The organism is Mycobacterium sp. E796 (assembly GCF_001672815.1).
GTDB lineage: Bacteria > Actinomycetota > Actinomycetes > Mycobacteriales > Mycobacteriaceae > Mycobacterium.
Genome location: NZ_LZKK01000122.1, coordinates 1 through 17,782 on the forward strand (window position 1 = coordinate 1; position 17,782 = coordinate 17,782).

At 69.7% G+C, this 17,782-nt stretch carries 14 protein-coding genes and 1 pseudogene; 7 read left to right on the forward strand and 8 right to left on the reverse strand.

What is annotated here, in order from left to right:
* Window positions 1-935 (forward strand): sensor domain-containing protein (locus tag A5706_RS09875; RefSeq protein ID WP_197517799.1); only part of this gene is annotated, 935 nt, incomplete at its 5' end.
* A 17-nt stretch (window positions 936-952) separates the two neighbouring features.
* Here the strand turns inward: A5706_RS09875 and A5706_RS09880 are convergent.
* From A5706_RS09880 to A5706_RS09890, 3 genes are all read right to left on the reverse strand, one after another.
* Window positions 953-1,537: a hypothetical protein gene (locus A5706_RS09880; RefSeq protein ID WP_068109228.1), complete on the reverse strand. Its 585-nt coding sequence runs from the start codon at window positions 1,535-1,537 to the stop codon at window positions 953-955.
* A 240-nt stretch (window positions 1,538-1,777) separates the two neighbouring features.
* A complete protein-coding gene (locus tag A5706_RS09885) occupies window positions 1,778-2,905 on the reverse strand; it encodes an adenylate/guanylate cyclase domain-containing protein (RefSeq protein ID WP_068129565.1) in 1,128 nt (375 codons plus the stop codon).
* 10 nt (window positions 2,906-2,915) lie between these two features.
* Window positions 2,916-4,355, reverse strand: a complete 1,440-nt coding sequence (locus A5706_RS09890; RefSeq protein WP_068129566.1) for an amidase — start codon at window positions 4,353-4,355, stop codon at window positions 2,916-2,918.
* Here A5706_RS09890 and A5706_RS09895 point away from each other — a divergent pair.
* The 3 genes from A5706_RS09895 (at window position 4,354) to A5706_RS09905 (ending at window position 9,304) form a co-directional block, all read left to right on the forward strand.
* Window positions 4,354-4,797, forward strand: coding sequence for an HIT family protein (locus A5706_RS09895; protein WP_068129585.1), 444 nt, complete (start codon window positions 4,354-4,356; stop codon window positions 4,795-4,797). The genes A5706_RS09890 and A5706_RS09895 overlap by 2 nt on opposite strands.
* Before the next feature lie 4 nt (window positions 4,798-4,801).
* Window positions 4,802-5,251 carry a nitroreductase family deazaflavin-dependent oxidoreductase gene (locus A5706_RS09900; RefSeq protein ID WP_068129568.1) on the forward strand — a complete coding sequence of 150 codons (450 nt, stop codon included), beginning with the start codon at window positions 4,802-4,804 and terminating at the stop codon, window positions 5,249-5,251.
* An 84-nt stretch (window positions 5,252-5,335) separates the two neighbouring features.
* A complete protein-coding gene (locus A5706_RS09905; RefSeq protein WP_082964286.1) occupies window positions 5,336-9,304 on the forward strand; it encodes a diguanylate cyclase domain-containing protein in 3,969 nt (1,322 codons plus the stop codon).
* On the opposite strand, the gene A5706_RS09910 is transcribed toward A5706_RS09905, so the two are convergent.
* The 3 genes from A5706_RS09910 to A5706_RS09920 all read right to left on the reverse strand — a co-directional run bounded on the left by A5706_RS09910 (window position 9,301) and on the right by A5706_RS09920 (window position 12,429).
* On the reverse strand, window positions 9,301-10,332 hold the full coding sequence (locus A5706_RS09910) for an LLM class flavin-dependent oxidoreductase (protein WP_068129570.1): 1,032 nt from the start codon (window positions 10,330-10,332) through the stop codon (window positions 9,301-9,303). The two genes, A5706_RS09905 and A5706_RS09910, sit on opposite strands and share 4 nt — an antisense overlap.
* 154 nt (window positions 10,333-10,486) lie before the next feature.
* Window positions 10,487-11,605, reverse strand: a complete 1,119-nt coding sequence (locus A5706_RS09915; protein WP_068129572.1) for an FAD-binding protein — start codon at window positions 11,603-11,605, stop codon at window positions 10,487-10,489.
* A complete protein-coding gene (locus A5706_RS09920; RefSeq protein ID WP_068129574.1) occupies window positions 11,602-12,429 on the reverse strand; it encodes a uracil-DNA glycosylase in 828 nt (275 codons plus the stop codon). The genes A5706_RS09915 and A5706_RS09920 overlap by 4 nt, the downstream gene beginning before the upstream one ends.
* Before the next feature lie 62 nt (window positions 12,430-12,491).
* On the opposite strand from A5706_RS09920, the gene A5706_RS09925 reads away from it, so the two are divergent.
* Window positions 12,492-13,733: an MFS transporter gene (locus A5706_RS09925; RefSeq protein WP_068129576.1), complete on the forward strand. Its 1,242-nt coding sequence runs from the start codon at window positions 12,492-12,494 to the stop codon at window positions 13,731-13,733.
* Between the two features lie 10 nt (window positions 13,734-13,743).
* Window positions 13,744-15,111 (forward strand): FAD-binding oxidoreductase, encoded by a 1,368-nt coding sequence (locus tag A5706_RS09930; RefSeq protein WP_068129577.1) that lies wholly within the window; start codon window positions 13,744-13,746, stop codon window positions 15,109-15,111.
* A gap of 21 nt (window positions 15,112-15,132) precedes the next feature.
* On the opposite strand, the gene A5706_RS09935 is transcribed toward A5706_RS09930, so the two are convergent.
* Window positions 15,133-15,954: a class I SAM-dependent methyltransferase gene (locus tag A5706_RS09935; protein ID WP_068129578.1), complete on the reverse strand. Its 822-nt coding sequence runs from the start codon at window positions 15,952-15,954 to the stop codon at window positions 15,133-15,135.
* Window positions 15,951-16,421 carry a GbsR/MarR family transcriptional regulator gene (locus A5706_RS09940; protein ID WP_068129582.1) on the reverse strand — a complete coding sequence of 157 codons (471 nt, stop codon included), beginning with the start codon at window positions 16,419-16,421 and terminating at the stop codon, window positions 15,951-15,953. The genes A5706_RS09935 and A5706_RS09940 overlap by 4 nt, the downstream gene beginning before the upstream one ends.
* A gap of 82 nt (window positions 16,422-16,503) precedes the next feature.
* Between A5706_RS09940 and A5706_RS34195 the strand changes: the two are divergent.
* Window positions 16,504-17,782 (forward strand): annotated as a pseudogene (locus A5706_RS34195) (cytochrome P450); the annotation flags it as partial.

The following is a 17,782-nucleotide window of genomic DNA, read 5'->3' on the forward strand; positions in this document are numbered from 1 at the left end:
AACCACAACAGGTCACCAGCCCGCCGCCCACGCCCGCGCAGGGCTACCCCGCGTCCGGTCCCATTCCGCGGGCCGCCCAAACGCCCCCTCCGTGGGCCCCCGAAAGCGGGCCCATTCCCGGGGCGAACCAGGCGAACCAAGCCACCCCGCCGTACTACCAGGGCGGCAGCGGCAGCTGGGGCGGCCCGCCGCCGCAGTTCACCGGGCCGGCGTCCTCGTCGTGGAATCAGCCGCCCGCCAAGCCCAAACGCAACCCGTGGCCGATCGTCGCCGCCGTCGCGGTCGTGATCGTGCTGGCCGTCGGCGGGGTCGGGGCGTGGCTGATCCTGAAGCCCAAGCCGGCGCCGCCGCCCCCCGAACCGGTATCGCCCGACCGGCTCAGCGCTCTCTTGCTGGATCCGTCGGGGGTCAACAGCATCATGGGTTCCTCCGAGATGACGCCCGGCAAGCCCATCACGTCGATGGACACCTCAACGGTGACGCTGTCGCTGCCGAACTGCCTGGGCGCGCTCTACACCAGCCAGGACCCGGTGTATGCGGGCACCGGCTACACGGGCGTGAGCGGGCTGGTCTCCTCGGAATCCGGCGACAACTACGACCACTGGGTCAACCAGGCCGCCGTCGCATTCCCGTCCGCCGACAAGGCGAAGGCGTTCGTGCAGGCGTCGTCCGACAAGTGGAAGGGCTGCGCCGGCAAGACGGTGACGGTGACGAACAAGAGCAAGCAATACCGGTGGACGTTCGCCCAACTCAACGGCAGCCCGCCGAAGATCACCATCATGGACACCCAGGAAGGCGCCGACGGCTGGGAGTGCCAACGCGCGATGGGTGTGGCCAACAACGTCGTCGTCGACGTCAACGCCTGCGGTTACCACATCACCGATCAGGGCGGCCAGATCACCGATAAGATCCTGGCCAAGGTCGGCAACGAATAGCCAAGGCGCGCCTTGGTTTACGACTGCAGGTCGGGGCCCTCGGCGCGCAGGTCATCGACCGCCGACATGGCGTCGCGCAGCTTGGCCAGCCACTCCTCGGTGTGCTCGCCGACCAGCTTGACCGTCCACGCGAGCGCGTCGGCGCGGGACCGCGCGACGCCGGCGTCGACCAGCGTGTCGAGCACCTGACGCTCGGGTTGCTTCAGGCGCGTCATCACCGGTACGGCGATGTGGGTGAACAGGATTCGCTCGGTGCCCGTTTTGGTGCCGACTTCCACGCCCCAGGAAACCTTGCGCCCGTAGCGATCCTGCGCCTCGTCGGCGATGCGCATGCGCTCCGAACGGGTCTCTTCGCGGAATCGTGAGACGCGGCCTTCCGCGCGGGCCTCGCTCTCTTCCTCGCCGGAGCCCGCGGGCTCGGGCAGCTTGCCGATGACGGTGATCTCCTCGCGGTCGACGATGACGGTGGGATCGCCGTCGAACCAGGCTTCCGGTAGGCGTCCGGCGAACCATTCCGCCGCGCCGCTCGCGTCGGGCTGCTGGGCCTGCTGCCAGCCGCCGGGGCGGCCGTAGCGCCGCCCATGGGTGTGATGGGTTTTCATGATTACATGATTACACCGTTACATGTGTAATGGAATGGTGTTCACCGGCGGCGAACGCCGATCGGGCGGGTGCGCGGTCCTTCCGGTGCGGAAAAACCGTTGATATGGGCTGTTCGGAGTTGTAGTTTTGGTAGCGAAGCAGGCCCGGAAGCGACCGATTCGAAGCGCTGGGAAACGGGGTAGGAAACCAGCCGCGTACGACCTAAGCGTCAAACGCCCCCTAGAGTCGCCCGGGCCTGCCTATGCGCCGCCGCGGCGGACCCGGAAAAGTTTCACCTCGTTCTTGATGCCCTTCAGGCGGCGCGCCCCGGCGAACGAAGCCTGCAGCTTCCCGTCGTCGCCCGTCGTGTTGAGGGCCTCCCAGACCGAGTCGGCGACCAGCACGGTACCCGGTCGCGCCACGGCGGCGACCCGGCTTGCCACGTTGACCGGGCTACCGAACCAGTCGCCGGCCCGGCTGACCGCCATGCCGGAGGCCACCCCCGCCCGCAGCCGGGGGAAGTCGTTGTCGGTGTCGACGGCCTCGACGAGTTTGAGCACGACGTCCAGGATGGGCAGCGGCTCGGGGCAGACAAACATGGCCGCATCGCCGATCGTCTTGACGAACCGCACCGGCGGGACGGTCACGTCCCGGGCGAGGTGGGCCAGCCGGTTGGCCAGCTGCCCCAGCTCCTCGGCCGACACCACTTCGCCTATCCGGGTGAAGCCGACAAGGTCGGCGAAGGCGACGGTGATCTGGCGCGCACCGGGAAGCGGCTTGCCCGCGGCCCGTTCGGCGGCGTTGACGGCCTCGGTCTCCATCATGTGCCGCAGCTGCATGAACAGCATGTGCTGGATCATCGGGCCGAGCATCGGCTCGATCTGGCTGACCAAAGCCTTTGACGCCTGGGCGATTTCCAGCTCGGTGGCGCCCGGCCGCATGATCGTCGAAAGGGCGGCGTACCGCATCACCTCGGCGGCGCGGGACAGGCCCTCGGCGAGCACCCGCACCACGAGGACCAATTGCTCGGGATCCAGGCCCAGCTCGACGAACCGCTGGGTAAAGGCGGCGGCCTCGCCGTCGGCGCGCATGTGCACGGCCGCGTCGGGGTCGTCGACCCGCACCAGGCCGATGGCGCGCTGCACCTGCTGCAGCAGCGCCAGGTCGACGCCGTAGGTCTCGCTGATCTCGCGGGTGGAGACGTAGGTCCCGTCGTCGCCGATCAGGTGGCGGGTGGCCAGCAGCAGGGGCGGGTTGGTGCTCCGGATCTCCTCGCGCGTGATGCCCTGATCCAGCAGCCACCGCACGAGTTCCGCCCGCTCGGCGCGCGCGGCGCCCTCGAGCCCCTCCAGCAGATCGTCGATGTTCTCCTCGGCGGCGTCGGGCATTCGGCTTCCCCTATGACACCGGCGGGCGCCGGTGGGCCCATGGCCTGGCGGCCTCGATCTGCGCCGACAGCGACAGCAGCGTCGCCTCGTCGTGCGGCCGGCCGACCAGCTGCACGGCGATCGGCAGGCCGTGGCCGTCGAGGTCCCACGGCACGGACGCGGCGGGCTGACCGGTCAGGTTCCAGATCGGGAAATAGGGAACCTGCTGCGCCACCAGGAGCAGCGTCGAGATGCCGCCGCGGCGCCGGTAGGCGCCCACCCGCGGGGGACCCGTCGCGTTGCCCGGCGTGACGACGACGTCGACGTCGTCGAAGATCGCCTGGATCCGGCCGGCCACCGCAGGCTCCGCGGCGCGGATCGCGTCCATCCTGCGGTCCGAGAAGAGCGCGCCGGCGCGGGCCAGGCTGCGGGTGCGGGCTTCGAGCCGTTCGGGGTGCGCCTGGGCGTCCGCGTCGTCGCTGATGCCGCGCAGGAAGCGGGGCAGGTAATTGGTCAGCACCGCGGCGGGCGGGTACTCGGGATCGCGGGTGACGACGTCGTGCCCCAGGTCGCGCAGCAACGCGCCCGCCTCGTGCACGGCGGCCAGCTGCGCCTTGCCGACGCGGACGGGGACCGGCATTGGGCCCTTGGTGCTCAACGCAATTCGCAGCCGGCCGGGGTGGCGGGCGGCGGCGGCGGCGAACTCGCCCTCCGGACCCGGCACTTGGGAAAGGGTGGCGGTCGCGTCCAGGAACGTCGCGGCGTCGCGCACCGACCGGGCGATCGGGCCGTTGACGCTCAGCCCGTGCCACGCGTTGTCATGCGGCTCCAGCGACACGCGGTCGCGTTGCGGTTTCACGCCGAACAACCCACACCACGACGACGGGATGCGAATCGAGCCGCCACCGTCGGATCCCAGCGCCAGCGGCGCGAGCCCGGCGGCCACCGCGGCCGCGCTGCCGCCGCTGCTGCCGCCCGGCGTGCGCCTGGGGTCCCACGGGTTGCGGGTGGCGCCGAAGGTCAGCGACTCGGTGAACGGAAAGATCATCAGCTCGGGCACATTGGTCTTGCCGATGACGACCGCGCCCGCGGCGCGCAGCCGCCGCACCGCCTCCGCGTCGGACGTCACCGCGGGGCGGTGCCCGCCGCTGCCGCACGCCGTCACCTCGCCCGCGACGTCGACGTCGTCCTTGATCGCGATCGGCACCCCGAGCAGCGGCAGCCGCTCCTCCGCGTCGAGGCGCTCCTGCGCCACCGCCGCCTCGTACCGCGCGGTGTCGGCCAGCACCACGCGATAGCAGCGCAACTCGCTGTCCAGCCGCGCGATCCGGTCCAGATAGATTTCGAGCAACTCCGGCGCGGTCAGTTCGCCGTCGGCCAGCATCCGGGCCTGTTCGGCCGCGCCGGCAAAGGCCACCTCGCGAGCGTCCACCGCCGCAGCGTATCCGGCGATCAGTACCGTGGGCGACATGTCCTGCGTGTTCTGTGCGATCGTCGCCGGCGACGCCCCGGCCCACCGGATCTACGAAGACGAGGGATACCTGGCGATCCTCGATATCCGACCGTTCACCCGCGGCCACACGCTGGTGATCCCCAAACGGCACACCGTCGACCTGACCGACACCCCGCCGCAGACGCTCGCCGACATGGCCACCATCGGCCAGCGAGTCGCGCGCGCCGCGCGGACGACGGAGTTGGCCGACGCGACGAACATCGCGATCAACGACGGCCGCCCCGCCTTCCAGACGGTGATGCACATCCACCTGCACGTGCTGCCGCGGCGCACCGGCGACAAGCTGTCGTTCGCCAAGGGGATGCTCTTGCGCCGCGACCCGGACCGGGAGGCCACGGCGCAGATCTTGCGGGAGGCCCTCCAGGACCTCGCCCGGATCGACGGTCGTCAGACAGACTGAGTCCATGAGCAATCTGACTCCGCTAGAACAATTCGTGCTAATTCCGTTCCTGCGTCTGCACGACACGATCTACCGCAAGACCGACGGCAGGATCGGTCACCAGATACCGGGGATGCCGCCCAGCCTGCTGCTCCACACGGTCGGCGCGAAGTCCGGTCAGCCGCGCACCACGACGCTGACCTACGCCAAGGACGGCGACTCGTACGTGATCGTCGCGTCCAAGGGAGGGGACGACCGCAACCCCGGGTGGTATCACAACCTGCAGAAGCGTCCCGACGCTGAGATCAACGTCGGCGCCAAGCGCATCGGCGTGACCGCACGGAAAGTCGGCCCCGACGACCCCGACTACGCGCGGCTGTGGGAGCTGGTCAACAGGAACAATGGCAACCGCTACAGCAGCTATCAGACCCGGACGTCGCGGCCCATTCCCCTCTTTTTATTGACTCCGCGGTGAATATTGCAGCGTCCGCCCGCATAGCCCCGCGGCGGTTTATTCTCCTGTAGCGCGCGACGAAGCGCGGGATCGGCTGGGGCGGCTATGACACGCTGGACGGGACATCCGTTGCGGCGGTTGGGGCTGTCCGCGCGCATGGGCTGGCTCCTGGTCGCTGTTTACGGCACGGCGGCGGTGCTGGTTGTCACCTCGTCGGTGAATAGATGGCGCGGCGCGTACGGGACGCGGCCGGTGGACGAAATTGTGTTCGCGCTGTGCCTGCTGGTGACGGCCGCAACTGCCGGCTACGCGGCCCGCTTCTCCACCGGGCGCCGCAGATTCGGGTGGCTGGCGCTGGTGATCGGCCTGCTCGGCTGGGCCGCGGGTGAGGTCCTGTGGTCGGTCTACGAGGTGCGTCCGGATATCGAACACGCCACCCATCCCGCCGCGGCGGAGGCCGTGTTCACTTTGTACCCGATCGGCGCGATGGTCTCGTTGGCGTTGCTGTCGCATCTGTCCCGCCACAGCCCCCGGCGCCTGGTGCTGGACGGCCTCATCGTGGCGACCTCGCTGTTCGTTATCTCGTGGGTGTTCGTCCTCGACAAACAGCTACGTGAAAACACCGGCTCGCGGCTTGCGACACTCATCGAGGTCTTCGCCGACATCGTTCTGCTGACGACGGCAATCCTGATGCTGTCCCGGATCCGCTCCAACGACCTGCCGAGCCGGGGCTTGCTGGCGGCTGGAATCGCGACCATCACCACTGCGGACATCGCGATGGTTTTCCAGACCGGAGTGGGCAGCTATCACCTGGGCGACCTGACCGATCTGGGGCGGGTCGCCGGATTTGCACTGCTCTCGGTGGCGGGCCTGGCCAGCGTGCACGAGACCGCCACGGACCCGGCACAGACCGAGATCATGTCCCCCGCCCTGCTCTGGCTGCCCTACCTGCCGCTCATGCTGGCCGCCGCCGTCGGCCTGGGTCAGGCGGTGAGCCTGATGGCGCACGGGCCGATGCTCGCCGCGCTGGGGATCCTCGTCGCCGCGGTGCTCACCCGGCAGTTCATCGTGCTCATGGAAAACCAAGGCCTGCTGTCCGAAGTCGCGCGGGAAGCGTTCCGCGACAGCCTGACCGGGCTGGCCAACCGCGCGCACTTCCTGCACCGCCTGGAACAAGCGCTCGCCCGGCAACGCCTCGAGGGTGGGCCGATCGCGGTGCTGTGCCTCGACCTCGACAACTTCAAGTCCGTCAACGACGCGCTCGGGCATCCGGCCGGCGACGAACTCCTCGTCCGGGTGGCCGGCCGGCTCACCGCCGCGCTGGAGCACACCGGCACCCTGGTGGCGCGCCTCGGCGGCGACGAGTTCGCCGTCCTTCTCGAGGCCTCGCTCGACGAATCGCAGACGGCCGCGGATCGGGTGCTCGACGCGTTCGACACGCCCATCCTGATCGACGGCGTTCCCATCGAGGTCCGGCCCAGCATCGGCTACACGGTCGCCACGGCCGCTTCGAATTGCACCGTCGACCAGCTCCTCCAGCACGCCGACCTGGCCATGTACGCCGCCAAACGCGAAGGCGGGCAATGCATTCGGGGCTTCGTGCCCGACCTACCGTTCCCCTATGCGTCCCCCCGTTTGGCCGAGTCGGCGGGGTCGGCGTCGGCGGGCGTGGACCGGGTGGCCGCCGCGCCCCCGGTGGGCGCGTTCGGCAGGGAGACGAAGCTGGCGCGGTCGCTGGCGCCGATCGCCGCCGTCGCGACGGCACCGCGGGAACGAGCGCACAGCCTGCCCGACGACATGCAGTGGCCGCCCACGTCGATTCGGATCGCATTGGCGGCGTTGGGGATTGGTGTGGCGACCTTCGCCGTGGCGAGCGTGGTGGACCACGACGTGGCGCGCAACGCGTTCTTCGCCAAATGCCTGTATCCCACCCTGAACCTGGCGGCCGCGGCGCTGATCGCCGTCCGCGCCTACCGCGTGGCGGCGGACCGCCTCGCCTGGTCCTTCATCGCCGCCGGCATGGCGGTGTCGGCCGTGGGCGACATCGTCTACGCCAGCTTTGTGCCCGACGGCCAGTCCCCATCGGTGGCCGACCCGGAATACCTGGCGTTCTACCCGCTCCTTTATGCGGGGCTGCTGCTGCTGATGCGGTCGCGACTGAAGCGGGTGCCGCTTCCGATCCGGCTCGATGCCCTGGTGTGCGCGCTGGCCGCGGCCGCGGTGGGAGTGGCGCTGCGGGCGGGGCCCATGCACGCGGCCGCGGTCCGCGCGCCGGCGGCCGTGCTGTTGGGGCTGGTCTACCCGTGGGGCGACCTGATCCTGCTGGCCGTGACCGCCGGTATGCTGCCAATCCTCGGCTGGCGCAAGGGATTCCGCTGGGCCCTGCTCGTGGTGGGTTTCATCGCGTTTGCCGTCGCGGACACCGCGTACCTCTTCGAGACCGCCAGGGGCAGCTACCGGGTGGGCAGCACCCTGGACGCGCTCTGGCCGGCCGCGTCGCTGCTGGTGGCAATGGCCAGCTGGGCGCCGTGGTCGTCCGGGGCGCCCGCACCGAAACGAGGACTCGGCTTCTACGCCGTGCCCGTGGTGTGCACCGTCGTGGCGCTCGGCGTCGTCGTGAGCCACAACTCAAGGCTGGCAACGACTCTCGCCGCGTTGAGCCTTGTCGCGGTCGCCGCGCGGCTCTCGGCGACCTTCCGCGACGTCAGCATGCTGGCCGAAAGCCATATGCAGGCGATGACCGACGAACTGACCGGGCTGCCCAATCGGCGGTCGCTGGCGACCGCGCTGACCGGGCTGCCCGACTCGGCGCCAGCCGGACCGCTGTCCGCGCCCGGGACGCCGCGGCGCGCCTTATTGCTGTTGCACCTGTACGAGTTCGACGAGATCAACGACTCCGTCGGCGAACACTTCGGCGATGAGCTGTTGCGCGACGTCGCGCACCGGCTCGCGCGGTGCGTGCGTCGCGAAGACCTGCTGGCGCGGGTGGGCGAGGACGAGTTCGCGCTCCTGCTCGGCGAGGGGTCCGACCTCATCGCCGCGCGCGCCCAGGCGGGCCGGTTGCTCGAGGCGCTGAGCGAACCGTTCGCGCTCGACCCGATCACCGTGCAGGTCGATGCCCGCATCGCCATCGCGCTCTGCCCCGACCACTGCGATCATCCGCAGGAGCTGCTCAGCCGTGCGGAGATCGCGATCCCGCACGCGAAATCGGCCGTCAGCAGGATCGCCGTCTACGACTCGGCATATGAGATGTACCGCGACAATGACCCCAACCTCGTCGAGGAACTCCGCGTCGCGCTGTTGGACGACGACCAGCTGACGGTGCACTACCAACCAAAGATCAACGCGAGCGACGGGAGCGTGCACAGCGTCGAGGCGCTGCTGCGGTGGCAGCATCCCAGCCGCGGGCTGCTGCTCCCGGACGAATTCCTGAACGCCGCCGAACGCGGTGGCCTGATGCGCCAGGTGGCCAACCGCGCCATCGACATCGCTCTGGCGCAGGTCCGGTCGTGGCGCGACCAGGGCATGCCCCTGACCGTCGCGGTGAACCTGTCCACCACGAATCTGCTTGACCTGGACCTGGTGAGCACGATCGAGCGGCTGCTGCACACGCACGCACTGCCCCCCGACGCCCTCATCGTCGAGATCACCGAAAGCGCGCTGGTCGACTCGGCACGCTCACGCAACACCGTCGCCGCGCTGCAGCGCCTCGGCGTGCGCATCTCGCTCGACGACTACGGCACGGGGTGGTCGTCGCTGGCGCGGCTGCAGGACGTCTCGGTCGACGAGCTGAAACTCGACCGGATCTTCGTGGCGCGGCTGGCCCAGGACCCGCGATCGGTTGCGATCGTGCGGTCGACGGTGGCCCTGGCCCGCAGCCTGGGCGCCGACCTGGTGGCCGAGGGCGTCGAAGACGAGGTCACCCTGCGCGCGGTGCGGCGATACGGCTGCACCATCACCCAGGGCTTCGTGCACAGCCCACCGTTGCCGGCAAACGACCTGCGCGACTGGATCGCCGAGCACGCGCCCAGTACTACCGCAAGCCGCTCGGAGCAGGCGGGCGTGACCGACTAGAACAGCTCCTTGGCCAGCAGCTCCAGCGTCGCGACCCGAGCCGGCGCCGTCGCGGGATCGGTACCCAGGTGGGCGGACGCGACGGGGTGGACCATCACCTCGTCGACGCCGAACCGGTCGGCCAGCGCCCGCACCTGCCCGGCGGCCTCCTCCGGCGTGCCGAGGACGGCCCGCTTGAGTCCGCTCTCCACGATGCGTTGCTGTTCCGGACCGAGCTGGGCGACTTCGGCCTCCTCGACCAGCGGCACCGGCCCGAGCGGCTGCCCGGTGCGCAGCCGCGCCATCATATGCAGGTTGGGCAGCATCAAAGCCGTTGCCTCGTCGCGGGTTTCGGCCACCGCGGCGTTGACCGTCAGGAACGTCACCGGCTCGGGCGTGAGCGCGCTCGGCTTGAATCGCGAGCGGTAGACCGCGAGCGCCTCCTCGGTCCCCTGCCCCGAGAAGTGGTGCGCGAAGACGTACGGCAGGCCCTTGGCGGCGGCCAGGTGCGCGGAGTACATCGACGAGCCCAGCAGCCACAGCCGCGGTTCGCTGGCCGCCGCCGGGGTGGCCTTGAGCCGGTAGTCCCCCGAGCGCAGCGGCACCACCACGCCGCGCGCACTCATCAGCGCCGCCACGTCGTCGAGGTAGTCGGGGAAGCGCTCGATGTCTTCCTCGCCGCGGCTGCCGCGCAGCGCGTACGACGTCACCGGGTCGGAGCCGGGCGCGCGCCCGATGCCCAGGTCGATGCGGCCCGGCGCGGCCGCCTCCAGCAGGGCGAACTGCTCGGCCACCGCCAGCGGCGCGTGGTTGGGCAGCATCACGCCGCCCGAGCCGAGGCGGACCTGCGTGGTCTGCGCGGCCAGGTAGGCGATCAGGACCGGCGGGCTGGTGGCGCCCACGGACGGCATGTTGTGGTGCTCGGCGACCCAGTAGCGCGCGAAGCCCAGCCGGTCGGCGGCCTGGGCGAGCTGCACGGTGGCCGCGAGCGCGTCGCCGGTGGTCTGATCGCTGCGCACCGGGACGAGGTCAAGGACGGAAAGTCGCACGATGGCGTCAACGCCTTTTGCCGGGCGAACGTTCCCGGTCGGTCCGCGTTTGCGTGTGCACTCACGGCTTTCGGTGTGTACGCAGGGCGGGATTTCGGCCGGATCTCCACCCACGCTTCACACTCAAAGCCAAGGCTTCACACTCAAAGCCGGGTCAGTAGTCCTTCAGGGTGATGGAGTTGACGATGCGGTCGAACACCTCCTGCGGGATGGGCGCGCCACCCGGGATGTTGTCGATCACCAGCCACTGGTTGCGCTTGACGTAGTCGTGGAACTCGGCGTGATAGGTGGCGAAGCCCTTTTCATAGTCGCCGCCGGCCGCGCCGAGCTCGCCGGCCAAGATGTAAGCGCCCAGCAGCGCAACACTGGTTCCCTGCCCCGACAGCGGCGAGCAGCAATAGCCCGCGTCGCCGACCAGCGCCACCCGGCCCTTCGACCAGTGATCCATCTTGATCTGCGACATCTCGTCGAAGTAGAAGTCCGGCGCGCTGCGCATGTACTGCAGCAGCTGCGGGCGGACCCAGCCGTCGTCGGCCATCCGCCGCTCCAGCTCGGCGAACACCGCCTCGGTGTCGCGGTAGTCGATCCGCAGGTCGGCCTCCATGAAGCCGACCATGGCCCGGGCCTCGGTGTTGTTGCGCGCGCTGTAGACGCCGACCATGGTGGCCTCGCCGTAATGCCAGGTCTGCCAGTAGTCCAGGTCGAGGAAATTGGGCACGGTGAAAATCGCCGCGTAGGTGCCCAACCGCTCGACGAATTGCGCCTCGGGGCCGAAGACCAGCCGGCGCACGTTGGAGTGCAAGCCGTCGGCCCCGATCACCAAGTCGAAGCTGCGCGCCGCGGCGCGCTCGAAGGTCACGTTGACGGCGGTGCCGTCGTCCTCCAACGCGGCGATGCTGTCGTCGAAGATATATTCAGTGTCCAGTTTGGTTGAGTCGTATAGCAATTCGACGAGGTCGTCGCGCAGCAGCTCGATGTCGGGCATATGATGGCGACCGCCGGTGGGTGTCGATGCGATGTCCTCGGACAGCTCGTTTCCATCGGCGTCGACGACGGACGCCCCGCGGATCCGGGTCCGCGCGTGGTCGGCGGCCGCCCGCAACATCATCCGTTCCAGCACCGTCAGCGCCGGACCGCGCACGTCGATCGCCTGGCCGCCCGGCCGCAGGCCGGGATGCCGTTCCACCACGGTGACCGAATAGCCTTGGCGAGCAAGCCAATACGCCGCCGTCATACCGGCCACGCTCGCACCGGAAACCAGAATGTCGGTCACGTGATTCCTGCCAACCTCTTTGCGTCCACGAAGATGTCGTCCAGCATTACCGGAGTCAACCTACCGGTGAACATATTCTGCTGGCTGGGGTGGTAGCAGCCGAGCAATCGCACGCCCGATTCCAGCTCGGCCACCACGCCGTGGCCGAACCGCGGCTTGCGCAGCCCGGACAGGCCGGGCAGTCGCAGCGCGATCTGCCAGGCGAACCCGCCCAGGGCGACGATCACGCGGACGTCCTGGGAGACCAGCCGCCACTCGGCCTGAAGCCACGGCCAGCAGGTGTCCCGCTCGGCCGGCGTCGGCGCATTGGCCGGCGGCGCGCAGCGCACCGGCGCGGCGATCCGAATCCCACTGGCCCGCAAGCCGTCCGCGGCGTCCACGCTGGTCGGCTGGTTGACCAGCCCCGCCCGGTGCAGCGCCGCGTACAGCTGGTCACCGGAGCGGTCGCCGGTGAACATCCGTCCGGTCCGGTTGGCGCCGTGCGCCGCTGGCGCCAGCCCCACGATCAGCAGCCAGGGCCGCTCCGATCCCCAGCCCGGCACCGGCCGCCCCCAATACGGCTGGTCGGCGAAGGCCCGGCGCTTGGTGACGGCGACCTCCTCGCGCCAGGTGACCAGCCGCGGGCAGGCCCGGCAGACGCTGATCGCGGCGTCCAGTTCCGCGATCGAACCGGCCTGGGCCGCCAGCGCGGCGACCTGGGTCGGGTCGGCGGCCACCGGCGTTTGCGGTGTCGCCGGATCACCCGGCCATCCGGCGCCGGGCGGAACCGGGGAACCGAACGCCTGGCCGGTCTTGGGGTGGGCGAGCACATGAACATCCTGCATTAGCCGCAAAAAATCGGTCGCCGCCAATACCGCCTTGGCGCTAGATTCGGCCGCGATATCCCATGAAAAGCGGCGGCCCGACGTTCCTCATCCTGTTCGCCACGCTGATGGCGACTGCGGGTACCGGCATCTCGATAGTCGCGTTCCCGTGGCTGGCGTTGCAGCACCACGACAGCGCCAAGGACGCGTCGATCGTCGCCGCCTGCATGACGCTCCCCCTGGTGGCCTCCACGCTGGTCGCCGGCACCGCGGTCGACTACTTCGGGCGCCGCAGGGTCTCGCTGGTCTCCGATTCGCTGTCCTGCGCGGCGGTGGCCGCCGTGCCGCTGACCGCCTGGTTTTTCGGCGCCGCCGCGATCAACCTGGTCGAGCTGGCCGTGCTGGCGTTTCTCGCCGCCGCTTTCGATCCCGCCGGCACGACGGCGCGCCAGTCGATGCTGCCGGAGGCCGCCGCCCGCGCGGGCTGGTCGCTGGACCGCACCAACAGCGTCTACGAGGCGATTCTGAACCTCGCGTACATCGTGGGCCCCGGGATCGGCGGTTTGATGATCGCCACGGTGGGCGGCATCAACACGATGTGGGTGACGGCGGGGCTGTTCGGGCTGTCCTTCCTGGCGATCGCGGTCCTGCGGCTGGAGGGCGCCGGCAGGCCACACCAAGCCACCCGGCCCGAGGGGTTGGTGTCCGGCATCGCCGAGGGCCTGCGATTCGTCTGGAACCTGCGGGTGCTGCGCACGCTGGGCCTGATCGACCTCGTGGTGACCGCGCTGTACCTGCCGATGGAAAGCGTGCTGTTTCCCAAGTACTTTTCCGACCACCACCAACCGGCGCAGCTGGGTTGGGCGCTGATGGCCCTCGGGGTCGGCGGCGTGGCGGGCGCGCTCGGCTACGCCGCGCTGTCGAAACACACCCGGCGACGCACGGCGGTGCTGACCGCGACACTGACCTTCGGCGCGGCGACCGTCGGCATCGCGTTCCTGCCGCCGCTGCCGGTCATCCTGGTGCTCTGCGGGGTCACCGGTCTGGTCTACGGGCCGATCCAGCCGATCTACAACTACGTGATGCAGACCCGGGCCCCGCAGCATCTGCGCGGCCGGGTGGTGGGCGTGATGACGGGCCTGATGTACGCCGCCGGGCCGCTGGGATTGCTGGTGGCGGGTCCGCTGGCCGACGCCGCCGGGCTGCGGACCACGTTCCTGGCGTTGGCGGTGCCGATCCTGCTGGTCGGCCTGGTCGCCTGCGGGCTGCCGTCGCTGCGGGAACTGGACCGCGAACCAGAGTTGGCGGTCGACCCGTCGCCGTAGGATCGGGTTCGTGATTGCCGATGCCCTGGCCGAGCTGATCGCCAAGCTGCCCGACGGGATGGTCGTCACCGACCCGACCATCACCGAGGGCTACCGGCAGGACCGCGCCTTCGACCCGTCGGCCGGCAAGCCGCTGGCGGTGGTGCGGCCGCGGCGCACCGAGGAGGTGCAGACGGTCCTGCGCTGGGCCACCGCGCACCGGGTGCCGGTGGTGACGCGCGGAGCCGGCAGCGGCCTGTCCGGCGGCGCCACCGCGCTCGACGACGGCATCGTGCTGTCGACGGAGAAGATGCGCGACATCACCGTCGACCCGGTCACGCGCACCGCGGTCTGTCAGCCGGGCCTGTTCAACGCCGAGGTGAAAAAGGCCGTCGCCGAGTACGGGCTGTGGTATCCGCCCGACCCGTCGTCGTTCGAGATCTGCAGCATCGGCGGCAACATCGCCACCAACGCCGGCGGCTTGTGCTGCGTGAAATACGGCGTCACCACCGACTACGTGCTGGGCATGCAGGTGGTGCTGGCCGACGGCACCGCGGTGCGGCTGGGCGGGCCGCGGCTGAAGGACGTCGCGGGCCTCTCGCTGACCAAGCTGTTCGTGGGCAGCGAGGGCACCTTGGGCGTCGTCACCGAGGTGACGCTGCGGCTGCTGCCCGCGCAGAACGTGTCCAGCGTGGTGGTCGCGACGTTCGCCACGGTCACCTCGGCCGTCGACGCGGTGCTGGGAGTCGTTGCGCGGCTTCGCCCCTCGATGCTGGAGTTCATGGACTCGGTCGCGATCAACGCCGTCGAGGACAGCCTGCGCATGGACCTGGATCGCGGGGCGGCCGCGATGCTGGTGGCCGGTTCCGACGAGCGGGGCCGCGCGTCCGGCGAGGACGCGGCGGTGATCGCCGAGGTGTTCGCGGAAAACGGTGCCACGGAGGTGTTTACGACCGACGACCCGGACGAGGGCGAGGCCTTCGTGGCCGCCCGCCGGTTCTGCATCCCCGCGGTGGAGGCCAAGGGGTCGCTGCTGCTGGAGGACGTCGGGGTGCCGCTGCCGGCGCTGGGCGAGCTGGTCTCCGGGATCGAGCGCATCGCGTCGGAACGGGATTTGATGATCTCGGTGATCGCGCACGCCGGCGACGGCAACACCCACCCGCTGATCGTCTACGACCCCGCCGACGCCGCGATGACCGAGCGCGCCCACCTCGCCTTCGGCGAGATCATGGACCTGGCAGTCGGATTGGGCGGCACGATCACCGGTGAGCACGGCGTCGGCCGGTTGAAGCGGCCGTGGCTGGACGGCTACCTCGGCCCCGAGGTGATGGAGTTGAACCAGCGCATCAAGCGGGCGCTGGACCCGCTCGGGATCCTGAATCCGGGCGCGGCCATCTAGCGCACGACGGCTCGGAACAGCTCAGAACGCGAAGCGGTTGAGCACGTCGTAATTCCCCATCGGCGTCGCGTTGACCAGCCGCCACAGCAGCCGTAGCGGCGCCGAGGGTATCCGTTGGTAGAGCGCCCCGACCGGCGAGCGCCCGAGGAAGCGCAGCCGCGGGTTCCACCGCTCGAGTTCGCGGGCGTCGCGGATGCCCCACTTGGTGATGCCCTTGGTGAGCACCTTCGACAGCCGCGGTGCCAGCGGCGACGCAGTGTCGAAAGCGATTTCGCCGCTGCCGAATCGATCGGTGAGGCGCTGCAGCAGCGTACGCACTTCGGCGCCGGTGAGGTACATGAGCAGGCCCTCCGCGACAATCAGCGTCGGGCGGTCGGTGGGTACCTCGTCCAGCCACGCCGCGTCGGTCACCGACGAGCCGATCATGCGATAGCCGTCAGCGTCGTCGTATAGCTTGCGCCGCAACGCGATTACCTCCGGTTGATCGACGTCGAACCACAGCACGGTGTCGGGCGGATGCAGCCGGAACGCCCGGGTGTCCATTCCGCACCCGAGGTGCAGGACGACGGCGTTCGGGTGGCGGCGCAGGAAATCGGCGCTCCAGTCGTCGAACTGTTTGGCGCGCATGGTGACCAGGTACTGGTTGGACCGTGGCCAGGAGGCGCGGCGCATGCGCTCCCAGTCGTATGCGATGCGGTCCACCGCTTCGGCGGCGGCTTTGTCATCGAGAATCGGTTCGGGCGAACGGGTTTCGTAGGCCCGCAGGTACAGCGTGCACAGGTTGGTCCATTCCACCGATCCCCAGGCCACGTCGGTGAAGTCAACCTTGTCCGTCTTCGTCATGACTTCCTTTTTCCCTCCCGATATTCGGTCCACATCCGCATCAGCTGGTCGCGGTAGTCGCGCGTGCAGAACTCGCAGAAGTCGCGGAAGTCCTCGACCCGCTCGCGCTGTTCGGCGCGGTCCTCGCCCAGGACCGACAGTGCGTACTCGGCGGGCTCGATGCCCAGGCGCATCAGCGACAGCTGCGTTTCCATCACGCTGGTGAACCCGCCCGGGGCGACGCGGTAGAGGTGTTGACGGTCGGGGCTGGGCAACCGCTCCACCATGCCGCCCTCCAGCAGCTGGCGCGCGACGGTGCTGATCGAGGCCTTGCTCACTGCCAGGGCGCCGGCCAGCTGGGTCAACGACTGCGCCGGCGGATCGCAGATCAGCAGCCACCCGTAGACGCGGCCCATGGTGCGGGTGGCGCCCAGCAGCTCGAAGAACAGTCCCAAGCGGTCGACGAATTCGGCTTCTTCCGGGGACATCGGTTCCTCGTGTTCGTTCAGTACGGACTGAACGAAGTGTACAACAGTTGACATGTATTACGTGATGCCTTAGTAATAAGACATGTCGTCGGTTATGTCTCACGGGTTCCAGCTGGCCACCGCCGAGACGTGGCCCAATCCCTGGCCGATGTACCGCGCGCTGCGCGACCACGACCCGGTGCACCACGTCGTCCCCGAGGGTCGGCCCGACCGCGATTACTACGTGCTGTCCCGGCACGCCGACGTCTGGGCGGCCGCACGCGACCACGAGACGTTCTCCTCCGCGCAGGGCCTGACGGTGGAGTACGGCGAACTGGAGATCATTGGGCTGCAAGATAATCCGCCGTTCGTGATGCAGGATCCGCCGGTGCACACCGAGTTTCGCAAGCTGGTGTCCCGCGGTTTCACGCCGCGACAGGTCGAGGCGGTGGAGCCCAAGGTGCGCGAGTTCGTCGTCGAGCGCATCGAGAAGATCCGCGCCGACGGCGGCGGCGACATCGTGACCGAACTGTTCAAGCCGCTGCCCTCGATGGTCGTTGCGCACTATCTCGGTGTGCCCGAGGAGGATCGGGCGCAGTTCGACGGCTGGACGCAGGCGATCGTGGCGGCCAACACGTCCGAGGGGGGAATCGGCACTTCGCTGGACGCGGTCGGGTCGATGATGGCCTACTTCACCGCGCTGATCGAGCGGCGCCGAAACGAACCCGAGGACGACACGATCTCGCACCTGGTGGCGGCGGCGCCGCCGCCGCCACCGTCGCGGCCGGGAACGCCGCGGGCGGTGGTGGCGGCGGCGGCGGTGGGGCCGCATCCGCCAGCGGCATCGCCGGGCACGGCGGCACCGGCGGCAATGCGGAGTTGTTTGCCGGTGACGGCACTACGACCACGACCAACGGCGGCCTCGGCGGCGCTGGTGGCACCAATGCCACCGGCACCGGCGGTGGCGGTGGCGGCGGCGCCTCCAACATCCCGGACCTGGTACAGGTCGGCGACGGTGCCCCCGGGGCCGACGGTGTCGATGGCGGCGCGGGCGGTCTCGGCATCGGTACGAACAACTCTGGCGGCGCCGGGGGTGCCGCCGGGAATGGCGGTACCGGTGGCCTGTCCTTTGGCGGGATCGAGAGCGGCGCCGAAGGCCGCCCGGGGACATACCCGTCGTGGACCGGCAACCCGTAACGCCGGGGGCTCGACCGGCCCGCTTGGCTCAGTGGCCGGGGGTGTTGCCGATCAGCTGGACGCCGTTGCCGTCCCAGTGGAACCGCACGTCGGTGTTGAGTCCGTTGACGCCGCCGGGATAGGTCAAAGCGACTGTGTCGCCGGTGGTTTGGGCCGCGTCGATGCCATTGAACCCGTAGGTGTCC

What these genes read in the sequence shown, in the direction of transcription:
- A5706_RS09885 (WP_068129565.1), bottom strand. Translation starts at nt 2,905, where the DNA reads ATGCCCGACGCCGCCGAGGAGAACATCGACGATCTGCTGGAGGGGCTC.
- A5706_RS09900 (WP_068129568.1), top strand. Translation starts at nt 4,802, where the DNA reads ATGAGCAATCTGACTCCGCTAGAACAATTCGTGCTAATTCCGTTCCTG.
- A5706_RS09920 (WP_068129574.1), bottom strand. Translation starts at nt 12,429, where the DNA reads ATGCAGGATGTTCATGTGCTCGCCCACCCCAAGACCGGCCAGGCGTTC.
- A5706_RS09880 (WP_068109228.1), bottom strand. Translation starts at nt 1,537, where the DNA reads ATGAAAACCCATCACACCCATGGGCGGCGCTACGGCCGCCCCGGCGGC.
- A5706_RS09905 (WP_082964286.1), top strand. Translation starts at nt 5,336, where the DNA reads ATGACACGCTGGACGGGACATCCGTTGCGGCGGTTGGGGCTGTCCGCG.
- A5706_RS09935 (WP_068129578.1), bottom strand. Translation starts at nt 15,954, where the DNA reads ATGACGAAGACGGACAAGGTTGACTTCACCGACGTGGCCTGGGGATCG.
- A5706_RS09925 (WP_068129576.1), top strand. Translation starts at nt 12,492, where the DNA reads ATGAAAAGCGGCGGCCCGACGTTCCTCATCCTGTTCGCCACGCTGATG.
- A5706_RS09895 (WP_068129585.1), top strand. Translation starts at nt 4,354, where the DNA reads ATGTCCTGCGTGTTCTGTGCGATCGTCGCCGGCGACGCCCCGGCCCAC.
- A5706_RS09940 (WP_068129582.1), bottom strand. Translation starts at nt 16,421, where the DNA reads ATGTCCCCGGAAGAAGCCGAATTCGTCGACCGCTTGGGACTGTTCTTC.
- A5706_RS09890 (WP_068129566.1), bottom strand. Translation starts at nt 4,355, where the DNA reads ATGTCGCCCACGGTACTGATCGCCGGATACGCTGCGGCGGTGGACGCT.